The sequence below is a fragment of the Vibrio sp. genome (assembly GCF_038138445.1).
GTDB lineage: Bacteria > Pseudomonadota > Gammaproteobacteria > Enterobacterales > Vibrionaceae > Vibrio.
Genome location: NZ_JAYQDQ010000094.1, coordinates 1 through 14,600 on the forward strand (window position 1 = coordinate 1; position 14,600 = coordinate 14,600).

General features: G+C 41.8%; 15 protein-coding genes. 12 read left to right on the plus strand and 3 right to left on the minus strand.

All coding sequences use genetic code 11. The features are described 5' to 3' along the window. The first annotated feature begins 34 nt into the window (after positions 1–34). The 6 genes from AAFM34_RS17750 to AAFM34_RS17775 all read left to right on the plus strand — a co-directional run bounded on the left by AAFM34_RS17750 (position 35) and on the right by AAFM34_RS17775 (position 3,343). Positions 35–364, plus strand: coding sequence for a GNAT family N-acetyltransferase (locus tag AAFM34_RS17750; protein WP_341665143.1), 330 nt, complete (start codon positions 35–37; stop codon positions 362–364). Positions 365–472: 108 nt separating this feature from the next. Then, complete coding sequence (locus AAFM34_RS17755) at positions 473–793, plus strand: hypothetical protein (protein WP_341665117.1); 321 nt, start codon at positions 473–475, stop codon at positions 791–793. Between the two features lie 75 nt (positions 794–868). Continuing rightward, positions 869–1,147, plus strand: coding sequence for a type II toxin-antitoxin system RelE/ParE family toxin (locus AAFM34_RS17760; protein WP_341665119.1), 279 nt, complete (start codon positions 869–871; stop codon positions 1,145–1,147). Then, complete coding sequence (locus AAFM34_RS17765; protein ID WP_114783871.1) at positions 1,147–1,440, plus strand: HigA family addiction module antitoxin; 294 nt, start codon at positions 1,147–1,149, stop codon at positions 1,438–1,440. Before AAFM34_RS17760 ends, AAFM34_RS17765 begins: the two co-directional genes overlap by 1 nt. 298 nt (positions 1,441–1,738) lie before the next feature. Further along, on the plus strand, positions 1,739–2,173 hold the full coding sequence (locus AAFM34_RS17770) for a pyridoxamine 5'-phosphate oxidase family protein (RefSeq protein ID WP_341665122.1): 435 nt from the start codon (positions 1,739–1,741) through the stop codon (positions 2,171–2,173). A 96-nt stretch (positions 2,174–2,269) separates the two neighbouring features. Next, the gene (locus tag AAFM34_RS17775; protein WP_341665124.1) at positions 2,270–3,343 is read left to right on the plus strand and encodes a helix-turn-helix domain-containing protein; all 1,074 of its coding nucleotides are present in this window, start codon (positions 2,270–2,272) and stop codon (positions 3,341–3,343) included. Between the two features lie 18 nt (positions 3,344–3,361). Here the strand turns inward: AAFM34_RS17775 and AAFM34_RS17780 are convergent, their stop codons facing one another. The 3 genes from AAFM34_RS17780 to AAFM34_RS17790 form a co-directional block, all read right to left on the minus strand. Continuing rightward, complete coding sequence (locus AAFM34_RS17780) at positions 3,362–4,378, minus strand: alpha/beta fold hydrolase (RefSeq protein WP_341665126.1); 1,017 nt, start codon at positions 4,376–4,378, stop codon at positions 3,362–3,364. 83 nt (positions 4,379–4,461) lie between these two features. After that, entirely contained in the window at positions 4,462–4,962 is a 501-nt protein-coding gene (locus AAFM34_RS17785; RefSeq protein ID WP_341665128.1) for an alcohol dehydrogenase catalytic domain-containing protein, read from the minus strand. A gap of 9 nt (positions 4,963–4,971) precedes the next feature. Continuing rightward, positions 4,972–6,081 (minus strand): FAD-dependent oxidoreductase, encoded by a 1,110-nt coding sequence (locus AAFM34_RS17790; RefSeq protein WP_341665129.1) that lies wholly within the window; start codon positions 6,079–6,081, stop codon positions 4,972–4,974. Positions 6,082–6,559: 478 nt separating this feature from the next. On the opposite strand from AAFM34_RS17790, the gene AAFM34_RS17795 reads away from it, so the two are divergent. The 6 genes from AAFM34_RS17795 to AAFM34_RS17820 form a co-directional block, all read left to right on the plus strand. Next, positions 6,560–7,813 carry a hypothetical protein gene (locus AAFM34_RS17795; RefSeq protein WP_341665131.1) on the plus strand — a complete coding sequence of 418 codons (1,254 nt, stop codon included), beginning with the start codon at positions 6,560–6,562 and terminating at the stop codon, positions 7,811–7,813. A gap of 361 nt (positions 7,814–8,174) precedes the next feature. Further along, positions 8,175–8,732 carry a hypothetical protein gene (locus AAFM34_RS17800; RefSeq protein WP_341665133.1) on the plus strand — a complete coding sequence of 186 codons (558 nt, stop codon included), beginning with the start codon at positions 8,175–8,177 and terminating at the stop codon, positions 8,730–8,732. A 332-nt stretch (positions 8,733–9,064) separates the two neighbouring features. After that, complete coding sequence (locus AAFM34_RS17805; protein WP_341665135.1) at positions 9,065–9,595, plus strand: hypothetical protein; 531 nt, start codon at positions 9,065–9,067, stop codon at positions 9,593–9,595. Between the two features lie 109 nt (positions 9,596–9,704). Then, positions 9,705–10,106 carry a hypothetical protein gene (locus AAFM34_RS17810; RefSeq protein ID WP_341665136.1) on the plus strand — a complete coding sequence of 134 codons (402 nt, stop codon included), beginning with the start codon at positions 9,705–9,707 and terminating at the stop codon, positions 10,104–10,106. Between the two features lie 346 nt (positions 10,107–10,452). Then, the gene (locus tag AAFM34_RS17815) at positions 10,453–11,925 is read left to right on the plus strand and encodes an aerolysin family beta-barrel pore-forming toxin (RefSeq protein ID WP_341665138.1); all 1,473 of its coding nucleotides are present in this window, start codon (positions 10,453–10,455) and stop codon (positions 11,923–11,925) included. 445 nt (positions 11,926–12,370) lie between these two features. Then, the coding region (locus AAFM34_RS17820; RefSeq protein WP_341665141.1) for an AMP-binding protein at positions 12,371–14,600 on the plus strand (2,230 nt) is incomplete at its 3' end.

The window sequence follows — 14,600 nt, forward strand, 5'->3', positions numbered from 1 at the left end:
CATCTACCTTAACTTGATGATTTTTATCTAAATTATCAGGGGATTCCTCAGCACTAAGTTTGCGGTATTAGCTAAAGATGAAAATGGCATAGTGCAAGGTGGTATTAGAGCCACTGCATTTTGGAACTATTGTATCATTGAATTGCTTTGGCTCTCCGAGGGCACGCGTGGTTTGGGAGTTGGCACTCAACTAATCGAAGCTGCTGAACGCTTTGCCAAATCAAAAGGTTTTCATTATTTGCGCACGGAAACCTTGAGTTTCCAAGCAAAGCCATTCTATGAAAAGCTTGGCTTTACAGTTTTTGGGGAGTTACCCGACTACCCTACAGGGCACACTACATATTGTTTAGTTAAAAAAATATAACAAACTTTTAAGATAGGTTCGCAATGCTGGGCATTTTGGGTTTGAATCAGCTTTAGTGTTTATGACACAACGGCTTAGTTAAGGTGTTATGTACTCTAAGTGGTGATCATGTTTGCACAATATTTCGATGATTTTGAGCGCTTTAATACTTGGATTCGATTGATCTCTAAGAATTTTACTATTTTAGAGGTTAGCCTTAAGACTGAGACTCTCTCTGAGATGTCTGATGTTGAGTCAATTCTTTCAGACTTTGAATCGAGTCAAGATAAGACGAGTGCTGAATTTATAAGAATTGTGATTCCAGAGCTAGAGTGTATTATCAGTGAAGAGTGGGACTTCACTTACATTATATGGCATAAGAACAATGGAGCCGTTGATAAGCTTCAAAGCTCGATAAAAAACGCGGGGCTGAAGAGCTTTAGCGAATAAACACATAACAAACGGCTGAGCGAAGCGTTATATTTCCAGTTGACACTCGTTGCGCAACACGCTACGCTTCACTTAATGATCAAGACATTCAAACACAAAGGCTTGAAGAAGTTCTTCGAGACCGGAAGTAAAGCTGGGATTCAAGCTAAACATGAACGCCGTTTGAGAATGCAACTAGCCGCCATAGATACCGCGTCGGTTATCGAAGATATCGATTTACCAGGATTTAAGTTGCATCAATTGAAAGGCAATCGAGACGGCGTTTGGTCAATAACTGTAAATGGCAATTGGCGAGTAACATTTGAATTCAAAGATGGTAACGCCTACATATTAAACTACGAGGATTATCACTAATGACTATGCATAATCCACCGCATCCGGGTGAATTCATTTCCGATGTATATATGGAACCTTTTGGTTACAGCTGTAGATTTGTCGCGAAACAATTGGATGTCTCAGCCTCAACTCTTAACAGAGTCCTTAAGGGACAGAGCTCTATTACTCCTGAAATGGCATTAAGATTGTCTAAGGCTTTGGGTAGAAGTCCAGAAAGTTGGCTATCTATGCAGGACAATTACAATCTTTGGCAAGCTAAACAAAACGTTAATTTAACCAAAGTTCATCCTATCAGCTTCGCTGCAGCGTAATGGGAATATAACAAGAGCCCAAACTCCAACAATGTTAAGTTGTCATGGTTTTGGCAAACAACGCAAAAAGCCATACCAATACATTGCGTGTTAGGCGGGCGCTAGCGGATCCCCTTATAAATCTCCTAGTCCACAGGTGTGTAAGGCGTTGGTATTCCTATTAAATCCATTTAGTCAGGTGTATTTTTGGCGAAATTCATTAGATCAGAATGAGCGATGTGCATCTAATCATTGTTTTATATGGAAATTATGAGGGGAATCCGTAAGACAGCGGCATTAGATTACAAATGGATACTAAATGCAAATTATCGAGAAAAGCAAAAACCTAGATTTGGATGAGTTTTTATCTCAGCCCTTATATGCTTTTTTAGCGAGTGAGTCACAGGACGGGCCGTGTTGTTCTCCTGTCTGGTTTTTGTGGGAAGATGGGAAAATTTGGATTATCTCCGTAAAAGGTGACTCCTTCTCTAAAAGAGTGGCGCAGCAGCCCAAAAGCGCCATCAGTATTGTTGATTGGGATAGGGCATCGGGTAAATCTATCCATGCGGGTTTTAGAGGCATTGCAAATGTCCACGAGTTTGATTCTTCGCGTGCTGAACGTTTATTGAATAAGTATCTTGGTAACGACAAATCAAAATGGAATGCACGTTTTATAGACTTTCAGTCTAACTCTGAGAATGTCTTTGTATGCTTTGTGCCTGAAAAAGTCGTATTGCGTGACCAATCTTATTAAAATAAAGCCTTGTAAACACCCCTGCGCTGCGCTTTTTGGACTTGGTATGAGTGTTACAAACATTTCAATGATCTTTTATCGAATTTAAACGGACTTTTGATGCTCGCTATTCCCTTACCATTTGTCGCATCGTTGCTGTTATTTATAACTGGTGTGGTGCTTCGATGCCGTTACCCACAAACTAGTCAAAAACCATTCTGGTTTATCATGCTGTGTGTATTAATGATGATGGTAGTAGGGCTTAGATGGACGCTAGATATTGCCTTGGTTCGCTTCCTACAGCCTGTTTTTAGCGCAAGTGTGCCAGTCGCGGCTTGGCTCTGTTTCGCGGGAGCTCATCGGAGTATATCTAATACACAGTTACATTGGTTAGGCCCGTTTGCGGTTTTGGTTAGCTCATTTTTTTATCATCATATCTGGGCAGGGGCCGTCGATGTTTTGCTGATCTTGCTCTATCTCGGCTATGGTAGCTTGTTGCTAAAGTCGTCGTTCAGTGTGCCGGAAAATGTTCGGCTAACTGATCTATCGAAAGTGGTCGTAGCTGAGCGGGCTGCGGGTGGACTTCTGTTGTTTTCTGCTTTGGTTGATGGCGTGCTCTCTTATGATATCTTGCTGCTCAATGCGCAGTACACGAGCTTGATACTCTCGGTTGGTTATCTTGTGCTTATTCCTGCTATTGTTGCTACAGTGGTGGTTGTTAGCCTAAGTACAACCTCTGCGAGCGAATACAAACAGCCTCAAGTTGAGCCTTCCATGTTATATGGTTCTCCTGAACAAGCGGATATGCCAGCCAACTCAGTGAAAGCCTTGGATGAAGACAAAGCTGAAGAAACTGCGCAGATCATGGCTAGGTTTGATGTATTGATGAGAGAGCAACAAGTATTTAAAGACGCGGATCTGTCTCTCAATCGGTTAGCGCGAAAGTTAGGTATTCCGGCCCGAAAAATATCGGCTGCGGTTAATCAAACTCATAAGCAAAACATCTCAAAGGTTATCAATGCTTATCGAATTGAGCATGCGAAGACCCTGCTTAAGCAAAGTGATGAGGCAATAACGGACATTTTTCTTAGCTCGGGCTTTCAAACCAAATCTAATTTTAATCGTGAGTTTTCAAGGATAACTGGGCAAACTCCGAGTGAGTATCGAAGCTCGCCACAAGGATTAGATTGAATAGGGTTTGCTTGCTGTTTATTGGTTTAGAAAGTTAAGTATGTCATTTAACATCAATTGATGTAGCTCGCGGCGCGATGCACCTAAGCCATCTTTGCAAATAATGCCATCGCCTGATACCTCATTTTCGAGCATAACCTCTGCTCCGAGTTTACAGTCTTGCATAAAACTGAAATGGGCCGCTTTTTCATAGACTTTGTAGCGTCTTAAATTCAGAGGCATGTGCTCAGTAATATAACCAGACTCTAATGCCTGAGGCAGATCGCCTATATCGACGCCAGCCGCGAGTATTAAGCTTGGTACATTGATGTCTCTTAGACTCCTAATAGAAAAGCTTCGAGCAAGACCTAAATCCAGACTCACGATACGCTTGATTCGCGGATCTAGCAGGGCTTTATTGTGTGGCACTGAGACTTGGACCCTTGATAACCCAAGCTCTTGAGACAGTCCACAGGTTCTTGGGTTAGGGTATAGTAGACAATCAGCCTCAAACCTTGCTCTGTCTATTTTCGCTCCAGCTAATAACATCACTGTCCAGCCGCCCAATGAATGTCCAATCGCAGTAATATCGCTAGGGTTAGTAGATGGTTTCCATTTGGTTGCGGTTAATAAGTAATCCAGAACGCGTGACACATCTCGCGGCCTTTCCCACCACTTCGCCGCTTGGACGGATGATTGGTCGAAAGAGGTAGTTCCCGGATGATCAGCGGCCGCTACTATGTAGCCGCGCTTAGCAAGCTCAGTTGCCAACCAGTTTTGGTTTCGCCAGTTTCCTCGGTAGCCGTGTGATAACAACACCACAGGAAATATGCCTGATTTGATATGGGCACCTTTAATAACATGCGTTCCAACGAAAACTGGGTTGTCACCAATCAAAGTCGTCGCTGAAACATCTTGTGTGGGATACCAAATGACGGTGTTTAGTGGCCGCTGAGGATCATCGACTAAGGTGATTTGTGTGAATCCAACACCGGAAGCGGTGACGGTAGCGCAAAGAAAAAATAAGGATGCGAACAGTAAATATGTCCATTTCATGATTTTAGCTCCAACTGAATTGATTGGAGCTAATATGGACTAAAGCTAGGTTTCACGAGACCTAAAACACGATCGAGGACGCCTTAGATCGTGTTTGACAATCCAATCTTTTTAAGCGCATTAAATACAGATAGGCCAGCACATAATATAGGCGCCGCTTCATACATATTAAGTTCACTGGGAACTTGTACCAGACCGGACAAAGGCGCTAGCATCATTTCTGCATAGCCGCCGTCAATAGTTGCGCCAACAACGTCTTGGTTCACACAGTGTTGAAATTTCCCTTGTCTACAAAATTGACAATGGTAGCAATGCCCAGCAAGGCGTCCCACGCCCACGCGTTGACCTATCTTCCATTTTGATTGTTTGGGATCCCCGATAGCGACTATTTTACCGATAACTTCGTGGCCAGGAACACGATTGATATTCGACGGCTTTTCAATATCCGCAATATCTGCACCGCACATACCACAGGCTTCAACTTTTATCAGTACCTGCTCAGAACTGGGTGTCGGAACTTGTTTTTCAACCAGCTCAAGTTCTCCGGGGCTTTTAATTTGCATCGCTTTATAAGTCTTGGTCATGGTATTGCCTTAAATATGGTTAGTTTGAGATAAATAGGATCTGACGCCATTTTCTGCCGCCTCTACCGCGCCAGCTAGTAATCCAGGAAATTGTTTGGACCACTCGCTGCCTACCCCTATGATGCGATTTTGCCAATCTCCAGTGGTGATCCTAGGTTCAGGTACCAAACCATGTGAGCTATCGGTGGTTAAATCGAGTTCGGTAGTGATGCGCGATTCTTTAGACCAATCCTGCATAAACTCATACTTGGGCTCTGGCGCGTTAGGACCAAACAGGCGTTCAATCTGGGCACGGCAGTGGAGCATAAGTGTTGCTTGGTCAATATCTTTACGCACATGGGCTGGGACACCAATAAACCCAAATAAAGCGGGCATTCCTTCGTATGATGATGCGTCATGTATTTCGACTAATGGACCGCGCACACTGCGAGCGTCACCCGACAGCCCTTTTTTACGCCAAAAAGCATCTTCAAAGACAGCAATATATTTAGCGTGAGGTGCCATCCAAGTTGGTGTTGCTTGCCATTGTTTGATCGTTTTCTCCGGAAGCATTGGAGTAAAATCGATACTTTGTGACAATAACCTTGGTGGTAAAGCTAAAAAAATCTGCTCAGCGCTAATGACCTTTTTTAAGTTCTTATTAGAATGGCAGGTAATATCGATAGAATCATCGCGTTTAGTGATGTCAGTGACTCTATGGTTGAGAATTATATTGTCACGGTTTATTGTCATCGACAATGCACTAATCAGCGAACTCATTCCACCTTTTAACCTCATCGAGTTTGGACCGCCTATCATTCCTTTTAGAGTAATAGGCTCCTCATTGGGTGAACGTTCAACAACTATCTTACCAGAGTTGAATTGCTCAAAAGTCCGCAGGTTTAAGGTATCGATCAACTCTGAAAACTGCGGCTGAAATTCGGGCCAAAACCAAGAAGGTCCAAGGTCAAAGGTGCCAGACACATTGTTGCTACTTACATGTTGAGTAAGAATGCGCCCACCTAAAGTTGGCGCGGCTTCGATTAAGCAGTAATTGTTTATCCCATGTTGTTCTAATAGGTATGCAGTATATAAACCACTCAGTCCACCGCCAAGGATAGCTATTTGGTGCTTTTTCACGAATCGCCCCTATCTATCAGAAGATAGATTGCTAAGTTATAAAAATAGGGACATTGAGATGAGTCCCTGCATAAGATAGCGCTACTGTAATGAATCACTCAGTAAAGATCAATATATTTGCCTATCTTTCAGTAGGTAGCTTATTTGTGTTTTGCTAATATTCTAATATAAAACATTGAATATAAGCCTAAATATTGCCATACCATATGTTGCTGGGGAGTGTGGTTCGTTTGGTGCGTTCAGTAATTATTTTGTGATCTAAAGGTCATTATTATCAATGAATCAACTTTTATCGTATTCCATGTTCTTGATCAATTCATCTGTATTTATATGAATTTTGTTTCTTATTTGTGGGGAGTGTGATGACTGCCAGTGGTAGGAATTATTGCACTGGCGCAGACTTTATTTGGGGCAAGTCTTCGTTAGTTAACCACTTAATAATGAGTTCCATAAAAACTTTGAATAAAGGAAATCGACCATGGTAACCGATGCAGTAGAAACCAAAGAAGCTGAACAACCAGCTGTAGAATTACATTCTGAGAAAGTTGGACTGTCATTTTATGATTACAGTTCAAATGGTTGGCAAGACTCCCCTTTGACCATCAGTACTGACGATAATGTCGGGGCACTGAATAGTGACGGGTATTATAAGGTCAGCAAGTTAAGGCTGAAGTATAAGTTAAGAATTCATATCTCCAAAGTTGGAAAGGAGCAGATAGTCAAAGCAGGTAGTACTGTTATTGATTACATCAAGAATCATCTAACTTTACGCGTTCACTATGGTGAGCGTAGTGTCGTCGCTGATAACTACGCTCTAGAAAATGACACAGGAAAGATAGCCTTTAGTCGTGCACATCGGTCGTCAACCGCGCCAGCAGCATTTAGCGATATTGTTTCAAACGAAGTGGTTAGTGAAGAGAAACAAGGTGGTCACGGTCGGGATTATCACTATTACCTTTCATTCGATATTTCTGCACAGGCTGACCATAAGTTTGAGATAGGTAGCAGCCTCTCGACAGCCAAACCCATTTGGTTCACCATGGAGGAGATAGCCAATAATTTCTTCTCGGCAGAACACATAGAGCCGATCCACTTCTTTTATAACGACCACGATAACAAAGAAGTAAGCGCTAGTAATCAGAGAGACGTTGCCACAAATCAGAACTTTGTCGTTTTTTCAAAAGAGCTTGAAACGTATCCAAGAGGCCCAAACCAGTCAGGAAGACTTCAGCTAGGTCAGAAAAATTATTATGGGTTCGATCCTTCTTTTACCAATCTCAGCGGTTGGGCTCAAAATGATATCAATCTCGAAACGACAGAGGTAACCACTCAACTCAACAAATTAGCTAACGCGTTAGTTGGTGCAGGATATGAGGGTACAAGCTTTGAGTACACGAGTGATTTAAGCAAGGCTAAGCTGGTTTTCAAACGAGATCCTAACCAAGCATCACAAGGTGCATACACCATCTTCCAGAATGGGAGAAATGAATTTATCACCAATACCGGTAGGCTGTTTACTTGGAATCACAGTTACCATGTGGTGATACATGAAGCACTACACGCATTTGGTCTGCGACACCAAAGTAATCAGGTTCAGTCGATTATGAACTATAACAGCCTACCGAATGGTGGCCTGATATCGTACCAGGACAATGATGCTTTTTCAGATTTAGATAAGCTGATGATAGATGAGCTTTATCAATCAACCCATCCAGCAGCAAGCACTGATTAAAGCGCCGTTGAGTTCTCATATGAGCTGGTCAATTACTCTGTACAAACGGCAATACAGTAGTTGGCACAGCTCATTGAGATGAACATGTTCTTGTAACGCCCAGAGCAGACAGAACCTCTCTCGGCTTGGTATTGGGTCATATTAGTCTTAATTTTGAACCCAAGAAGAAAAATATCTCATAGGTGCCTGAGGGCAGACATGTGGGTTAATGAGGTAAGGCGGTGAATGCCCAAAACCTTCAGGCACTAATTAATAGGGAGTTAAATCTTTTCTTGAGGCCTTCGTAAAAATATCAATTGACACTGTATGCATAAATAGTAACCTTTGTTCATATTTTTTTGTTAGCGATATAGGGATATTGATGAAGTTAAAAGATAAATTGCGTAAAACCAGACGTAGGGCAATGGTTGCCAGAGTTTGTATCTTACTAGCTGTGATTTATTTATTAATGGTGTTTGTTAAAACAGTTTACTTAGCTAGTAAAGGCGTTGATTTTTCCTTTTTTCAACATATACATCTGCTTTCAGCACGAGCAATTTCTATTACCTATGTTTTTCCAGTCGATATTGTGTGGGAGAGTGCTAGATATATTCGTTTTGAGGGTAAGCCAGACCTCATTGAGATGTACTCCATTTTTGCGATACCTTCAGTTTTTATTATCGTATCTGCTTTTTTCATCAGTGATCATAAAGCACTAAAGAGCAAATATCACGAGTTAAGAGCTCAAATTCAAGAAGATATCTACTTACGCGAAATGCGAAAAGATGCTGATATAGAGATTGTTCCAGAAAATGCATCTGTAGATATTATTATAGATTCGGCTAAAAATGATGATCCAGCTTGGCATAATACAGGGTGGGGCAAAATCTTAGTTGGTGTTTTCATAGCAGCTATAGCGGCGGCTATTGGGCTTAAATAAAGCCTTTCAACAAACGGCTTTGTCGTTAATCGCTAATTTTTGGCTATGTTCTCATCCTAAATGATGTGATCTCGTTTGGGCATATGGCTAACTCGAAGGCAGTTTTGCTTGCCACTTATCAATGCGTTAGCTTCACTAGGAGATTGTATAAATTGAAACAAGAGTTTTGGATAGGGATTACTCTCATAGTTTGTATATCATTCTGCGTAGTATTTTTTGCCCCAATTACTGACATTTACAAGGATATAGCTTCTATTCCAGGTGTGGGAGGCTTGGCGGTAGCTCTGTTTCAGCTAGTTAGAGATAACACTCATCATCAGAGAAACCTTGAGATGCAGCAGGGACAACAAGTATTCAATCTAGGTGCCACCTCCCATATGGCAAACACAGTTTTTGATAAACACGTTGAGTTCTGTGAAAAATACTTGGCGGAAGTCCACCAATTAGTTACTACTCTAACTAAAGAAGGTCCGACAAGAGAGGCTTTAGAACATTCGGGAAAGCTCTACGAGCTTCGCATTGAGTATACCGCTTGGATAACCCCCCAAATTGAAGAAAAGCTCATGCCTTTTGAGCAAGCTGTTAGAAATATTGGTGCGAGTTCAGGTTTGGCCGAAGCATTATCCGGTTCCGAACAACATTGTGACACGCGCTCAAAAGCAATTGAACAAATGTTTAATGAGTTCAGTAACCTTATGAATATTGGTGAGCCAAATATAAAAAATGCAGAATCAACAATAGTTGAGATCAAAAAAAGAATTAGGGAAATACTTCAAATTAACCAGCTCATAGACGTTCGAGAACTCTTGGTTAACAATGCCGCAAACATTGCAGCTAACAAGCTTTTCAACAGCGGTTCATAAAGCTTGGCGTCTTCAGATAATAGTTTGTGTTTATGGAACAATAAATCAAATTGGGTGGAATGCATTGTAGTTCTTTGGCGGGATGTTAGGCTTACATAACAGGAAAAATATGACTTTCGAAAAATTTGTAGCAATTGTTGGTTTGATTGCAACGATACCTGTCTATCAAGGTTGGGTAATTAAAATTTGGGTTTGGGGCAAGGCTAAAAAGGTTTCATCTTTGGAGCAGCGACTTGAGCAAATAGAAAAACTGCACAGTGATAACAAGTATCTGATGATTTACATTGGTCAGTCTATTCTTATGGTACTTGCTTTGATTGCTATTGCACAGGTTTACCAGCTTATGAATATCGCTTCGGATGGGGAGGATATATCGTCTATTTTTATTAGCTTGATGTCTCTAATAGCATATCTTGTGGCTCTTAATTGTGGGGGTAAACTCACCAAGGTTAAGAACTTCGATAAGTTTCGTGAAGACATAAACGGAAAAATCGAGCGTTTACAATCCTAACAAAACACTATAGCGCCAATCTTTAATTTTTGGCGCCGTTTAATCCTCTTCGTAAAATCAATGATTTACATTTGAAACATCCTTTTAACGCAACCTCTAAAATACCCCTTCTAGGATATGTGTTTCAGGCTGGGAAAGGCTTGAGTGCATCAAAAAGGCAACTCAGTACGGCTTTAACTCCCCCACTTGATACAAATTAACTGATTATTTATATGTTATTGGTGAATATTTAAACAAAAAATGATACCTATGCCACACTATTGTTAAAATTGTTAATTTATTTGTTTACTATAGTTTTGACTTATGTGATCACTATTGACTGAATTAACAGTTAGGAGTGTGAGCTATGAGAACATCCAATACTTTTAAAGTTTTGATTCCATCCGTGCTTATTTCCGTTCTGTCTGCAAACGCACAGGCTAAGATTTATCCTGACCAGTTGGTAACAGATCAACTGGGTGAAGATGTCTGTCGTACGGGCTACCGCCCGATAGACCGCTTCGAAGCAAATGCACAAAAGGACTACATTGTTTCTCGTATGGGTCAGTGGCAAATCACTGGCTTAAAAGATAACTGGGTAATTATGGGGCCTGGCTATCACGGTCGAATCAAACAGGATACTCCCAATAGTACCACTTGGTGTTACCCTATTGATGCGGTGTCAGAAATTCCGACTATGCCTAAGATGCCCATTCCAGAAGGTGATGAAGTAGACATTCAGTATGCGCTGGTAACTGATCACGAAAACTTTGTTCGTCCATTGAGTTACCTTGCCCATTACCTTGGTTATGCTTGGGTTAGTGGCAACCATAGCCAATTTGTCGGCGAAGATATGGATGTCAGACGTGAAGGCGACGGCTGGGTAATTCAAGGCAATAAGGATGGCTCATGCGATGGCTATCGCTGTGATGAAAAAAGCAAAATCACAATTAATAACTTTGCCTACACTCTCAACAATAGCGATTTCTCCCACGGTGACATAACCGAATCTGAGCGCCAGTTAGTAAAAACGGTGACTGCGATTGCTCGAAATAGAAGTGACATTCCACAGCAGGTGGTGGTGGATCTGTCATTGAATGAGTCAACCCATTGGTCTAAAACCGACAGCTATGGTTTTGCTCAATCGGTATCCACAGAAAATGAATTTATGTGGCCTTTGGTTGGAAAGACTAAGCTGTCGATTTCACTTGAAGCCAATCAGAGTTTCGCCAACACCAATGGGGGTTCGACTAGCGAGCAGGTGACGCTCCAAGCAAGGCCAACTGTGCCTGCTAATTCTGAGATCCCAATTCGTGTTGAACTTTATCGCTCGAGTATTTCTTATCCATACAGCTTTGGTGCGGATATTAGCTATAATGTTGAATTTGATGGATTTTTACGCTGGAGTGGCAACGCTTGGAATTCTCACCCAGACGACCGTCCTAACAAAAAACACACTTTTACTATGGGACGTGGTAGCGACAAATCAGCAGATATTCGCTATCAATGGGATCACCGTTATATTCCGGGTGAAGTCAAATGGTGGGATTGGAGCTGGGCTATCACTGAAAATGGCTTAGAGAATATGCAAACTGTGACGGGAGAGAGCCTACGTCCATTTTACTCTCGTGTTTCCGGTGATTTTTATGCCGAATCACAATTTGCTGGCACGATAGAAATTGGTCAAGCTACATCGATAAGTAACCGTACCAAACGCTCTGCGGAAGCTCTGGTCAGTGAACAGATCGGTGATATAGAAGTCACAACCAATTTTGATGCACAAGAATTAGAAGAGCTTGGCTTTGGTGATGCTCAGTTGAGTATTACACCTGTCGATTAATTTAGTTACAGCACTAAAAACGAATAAGGCGAACCAATTGGTTCGCCTTTGATTTTTTATACTCTTTAAAAATAACCAAATTGGAAACTTCAGCGTATCGTGGCCAATGGAGGCAAGCGATTTAGTACACCGCTAGTTGTCTGAGAAATCAGAAATATCTTCTTTATCTGGGGAGCAGTTACATAGCGCTTCATCCCGTATTGTGAGGTGAAACGCGAGGTAGAGAATTCTGTTGCTAGCATTTCTCAAAGCGTATTTACTCGCTGCTTAATTAATCTCACTTATTGTCCTAAAGCAAGTTCCATAATTTATTATTGCTTGTGGTTTCTTGTTGCTACAACCCCTTGACTTTTGGAACAATCCCTGCCTGACATCAAGTCGACTGTAATAAAAATAACACATGTAAAACTGAACTTATATCAAGCGCTTTGAAGGAGTAAACGCTATGACTAAAGATTGTAGGCATAATACGCTAGGCCATTTCCCCTTACATCCCTCTCAAGAAGGTATTTATTTTGAACAACTAATTAAGCCTGAGTCTCCAGCATACAATATTGGTGGGTATATCAAGATAGATGGGAGATTAGATGTCGAGCTTTTTAAGAAAGCACTTTATCTGGTAATTGATGGTCTGGACGCCTTCGGTCTTAGTTTTGATTGTAATGATTCCATTTCAGAGCAGAGTGTTAAACCAAAAGAAATGCGGACAAAAGATTTAGATATTGCTGATCTGTCTGGCGAGAAAGACCCAGTTAAGCAAGCATTAGATCAACTACATCAGATCTTTTCTGAACCCTTCAGTCTTCAGTCAGATTGCCTTTATATAAATAAACTCCTTAAAGTTCAGAATGAAGAGTTTTGGTGGGTGTTAAAAGCTCACCATATTATTGTTGATGGTTATGGTTATGCACATTTTTCAAGGCAGGTAGCTAAAGCCTATAGCTGCTTACTGTATGGAGAACCACTGGACTGGCTGGATGACCTGCCTTCCTATCAAGAAGCAACTTTGAATGCTCTGAGATATATGGAATCAGCTCAGTACCATAAAGATAAAGCGTTTTGGTTAAAACGTTACGAATCCCTACCGGATCCTTTGTTAGATACTAACTCGAGCAAGCAAGGTTTATCAGGGGTTCAGCACTGTGAAATGACACTGCCCAGAGATTTAACACAATCAATCCGTAAAAGTTGTAGTGACTTAAACGTTAGTATCCAGCAGCTGAGTTTGGCAGCACTATCTATCTATTATTTTAAGAGTGCTGGAGCCAAACGGTTATGTTTTGGTATTCCTTTACTAAGTCGCCATAATCGACAAGAGCGGCAAACAGTGGGGATGATGACTGACATTATCCCTAGCTTGGTTGAGATTTCAGATGAAAACCAGGAGGTTAGTGGTTTTATTCGCTCGATCTCTGCGCAGCAAAAACAAGAGTACCGTCATCGGCGCTTTCCCTTGACGCATCTTAAGAGAGCGTTAAATCGAGCGACGGGTACCAGTGGTATATTTAATGTTTTAGTTAATTATGAGCCTTTTGATGTTGATTTAGAAATGGGTTCTTTAAAAAGTAATTTTCATCACTGCTCAGCTCCTGAAGACTCAGTTCCTTTACAATTTCGATGGGGTGACTATAGCGATATGGGTCAACTCACTCTAAAAGTCACTTATAAGCCCGAATGTTTTACTCAAGATGAAATAGACCTACAAATAGAACGCCATTTCTCCATTTTGAAATACCTTTCTCAGAATCCTAGTTCAGCTATTTCAACTGTGCCCACTTTAAGCCCAGGTGAGCAAGGCCTGCTACAAAATTGGAATAACACCCAACAAGACTTCCCAGACGAGCTGTGCATTCATCAACTGGTTGAAGCTCGCGCTGCTGAGCACCCTGAAGCGACGGCTTTAGTCTTTAACAATGAGAGCCTGGGCTATGGTGAACTCAATCAGCGGGCCAATCAGCTAGCGCATTATTTATTAGAGCAGGGTGTGCGCCCCGATACCTTAGTCGGTCTCTGCGCTGACCGCAGCTTTGAGATGATGATTGGGCTTTTGGGTATCCTAAAAGCCGGAGGCGCCTATGTGCCTTTAGATCCAAGCTACCCAAGTGAGCGCCTCGGTCATATGATCCAAGACAGTGACGTGGGGGTCATCATTACCCAGCAGCACCTTATCCATGATTTACCTAACGGCTCTGCTCAAGCGTCTTACCGCGCCATCGCCTTGGATTGTTCAGAGGTGCAGCAGCAACTGAGCCATTACACTGAGGAGAATATTGACCCAACGCTGATTGGTTTAACCTCAAGGCATTTGGCGTATGTGATTTATACTTCAGGATCAACGGGTAAGCCTAAAGGTGTGATGCTTCAACATGATGGGCTTGTAAGCTTAGCTTATCACCAGGGTGCATCCTTTGGCATTTCAAACATTAGTCGAGTATTGCAATTTGCTTCTTTGAGTTTTGATGCAGCTGTTTGGGAATGGGTATTAACATTGTCAGTGGGTGCTCGTTTTTATCTTTATAGCCGAGAGGCGATCCTTAACCCAGAACGGTTATCTATTGAAGTTGCTGATGCTGGTATTACTCATGCGATGCTGACACCAGCTTTTTTGCCTCATCTTGACTCATCGTTATGGGAGAGCGTCCAAACCCTCATCGTTGGCGGTGATAAGTGCGCGC

Bases quoted from the DNA above. Each gene is read 5' to 3' on its own strand.
- AAFM34_RS17755 (WP_341665117.1), top strand. From the start codon at position 473: ATGTTTGCACAATATTTCGATGATTTTGAGCGCTTTAATACTTGGATT.
- AAFM34_RS17760 (WP_341665119.1), top strand. From the start codon at position 869: ATGATCAAGACATTCAAACACAAAGGCTTGAAGAAGTTCTTCGAGACC.
- AAFM34_RS17765 (WP_114783871.1), top strand. From the start codon at position 1,147: ATGACTATGCATAATCCACCGCATCCGGGTGAATTCATTTCCGATGTA.
- AAFM34_RS17770 (WP_341665122.1), top strand. From the start codon at position 1,739: ATGCAAATTATCGAGAAAAGCAAAAACCTAGATTTGGATGAGTTTTTA.
- AAFM34_RS17780 (WP_341665126.1), bottom strand. From the start codon at position 4,378: ATGAAATGGACATATTTACTGTTCGCATCCTTATTTTTTCTTTGCGCT.
- AAFM34_RS17785 (WP_341665128.1), bottom strand. From the start codon at position 4,962: ATGACCAAGACTTATAAAGCGATGCAAATTAAAAGCCCCGGAGAACTT.
- AAFM34_RS17795 (WP_341665131.1), top strand. From the start codon at position 6,560: ATGGTAACCGATGCAGTAGAAACCAAAGAAGCTGAACAACCAGCTGTA.
- AAFM34_RS17800 (WP_341665133.1), top strand. From the start codon at position 8,175: ATGAAGTTAAAAGATAAATTGCGTAAAACCAGACGTAGGGCAATGGTT.
- AAFM34_RS17805 (WP_341665135.1), top strand. From the start codon at position 9,065: ATGCAGCAGGGACAACAAGTATTCAATCTAGGTGCCACCTCCCATATG.
- AAFM34_RS17810 (WP_341665136.1), top strand. From the start codon at position 9,705: ATGACTTTCGAAAAATTTGTAGCAATTGTTGGTTTGATTGCAACGATA.
- AAFM34_RS17815 (WP_341665138.1), top strand. From the start codon at position 10,453: ATGAGAACATCCAATACTTTTAAAGTTTTGATTCCATCCGTGCTTATT.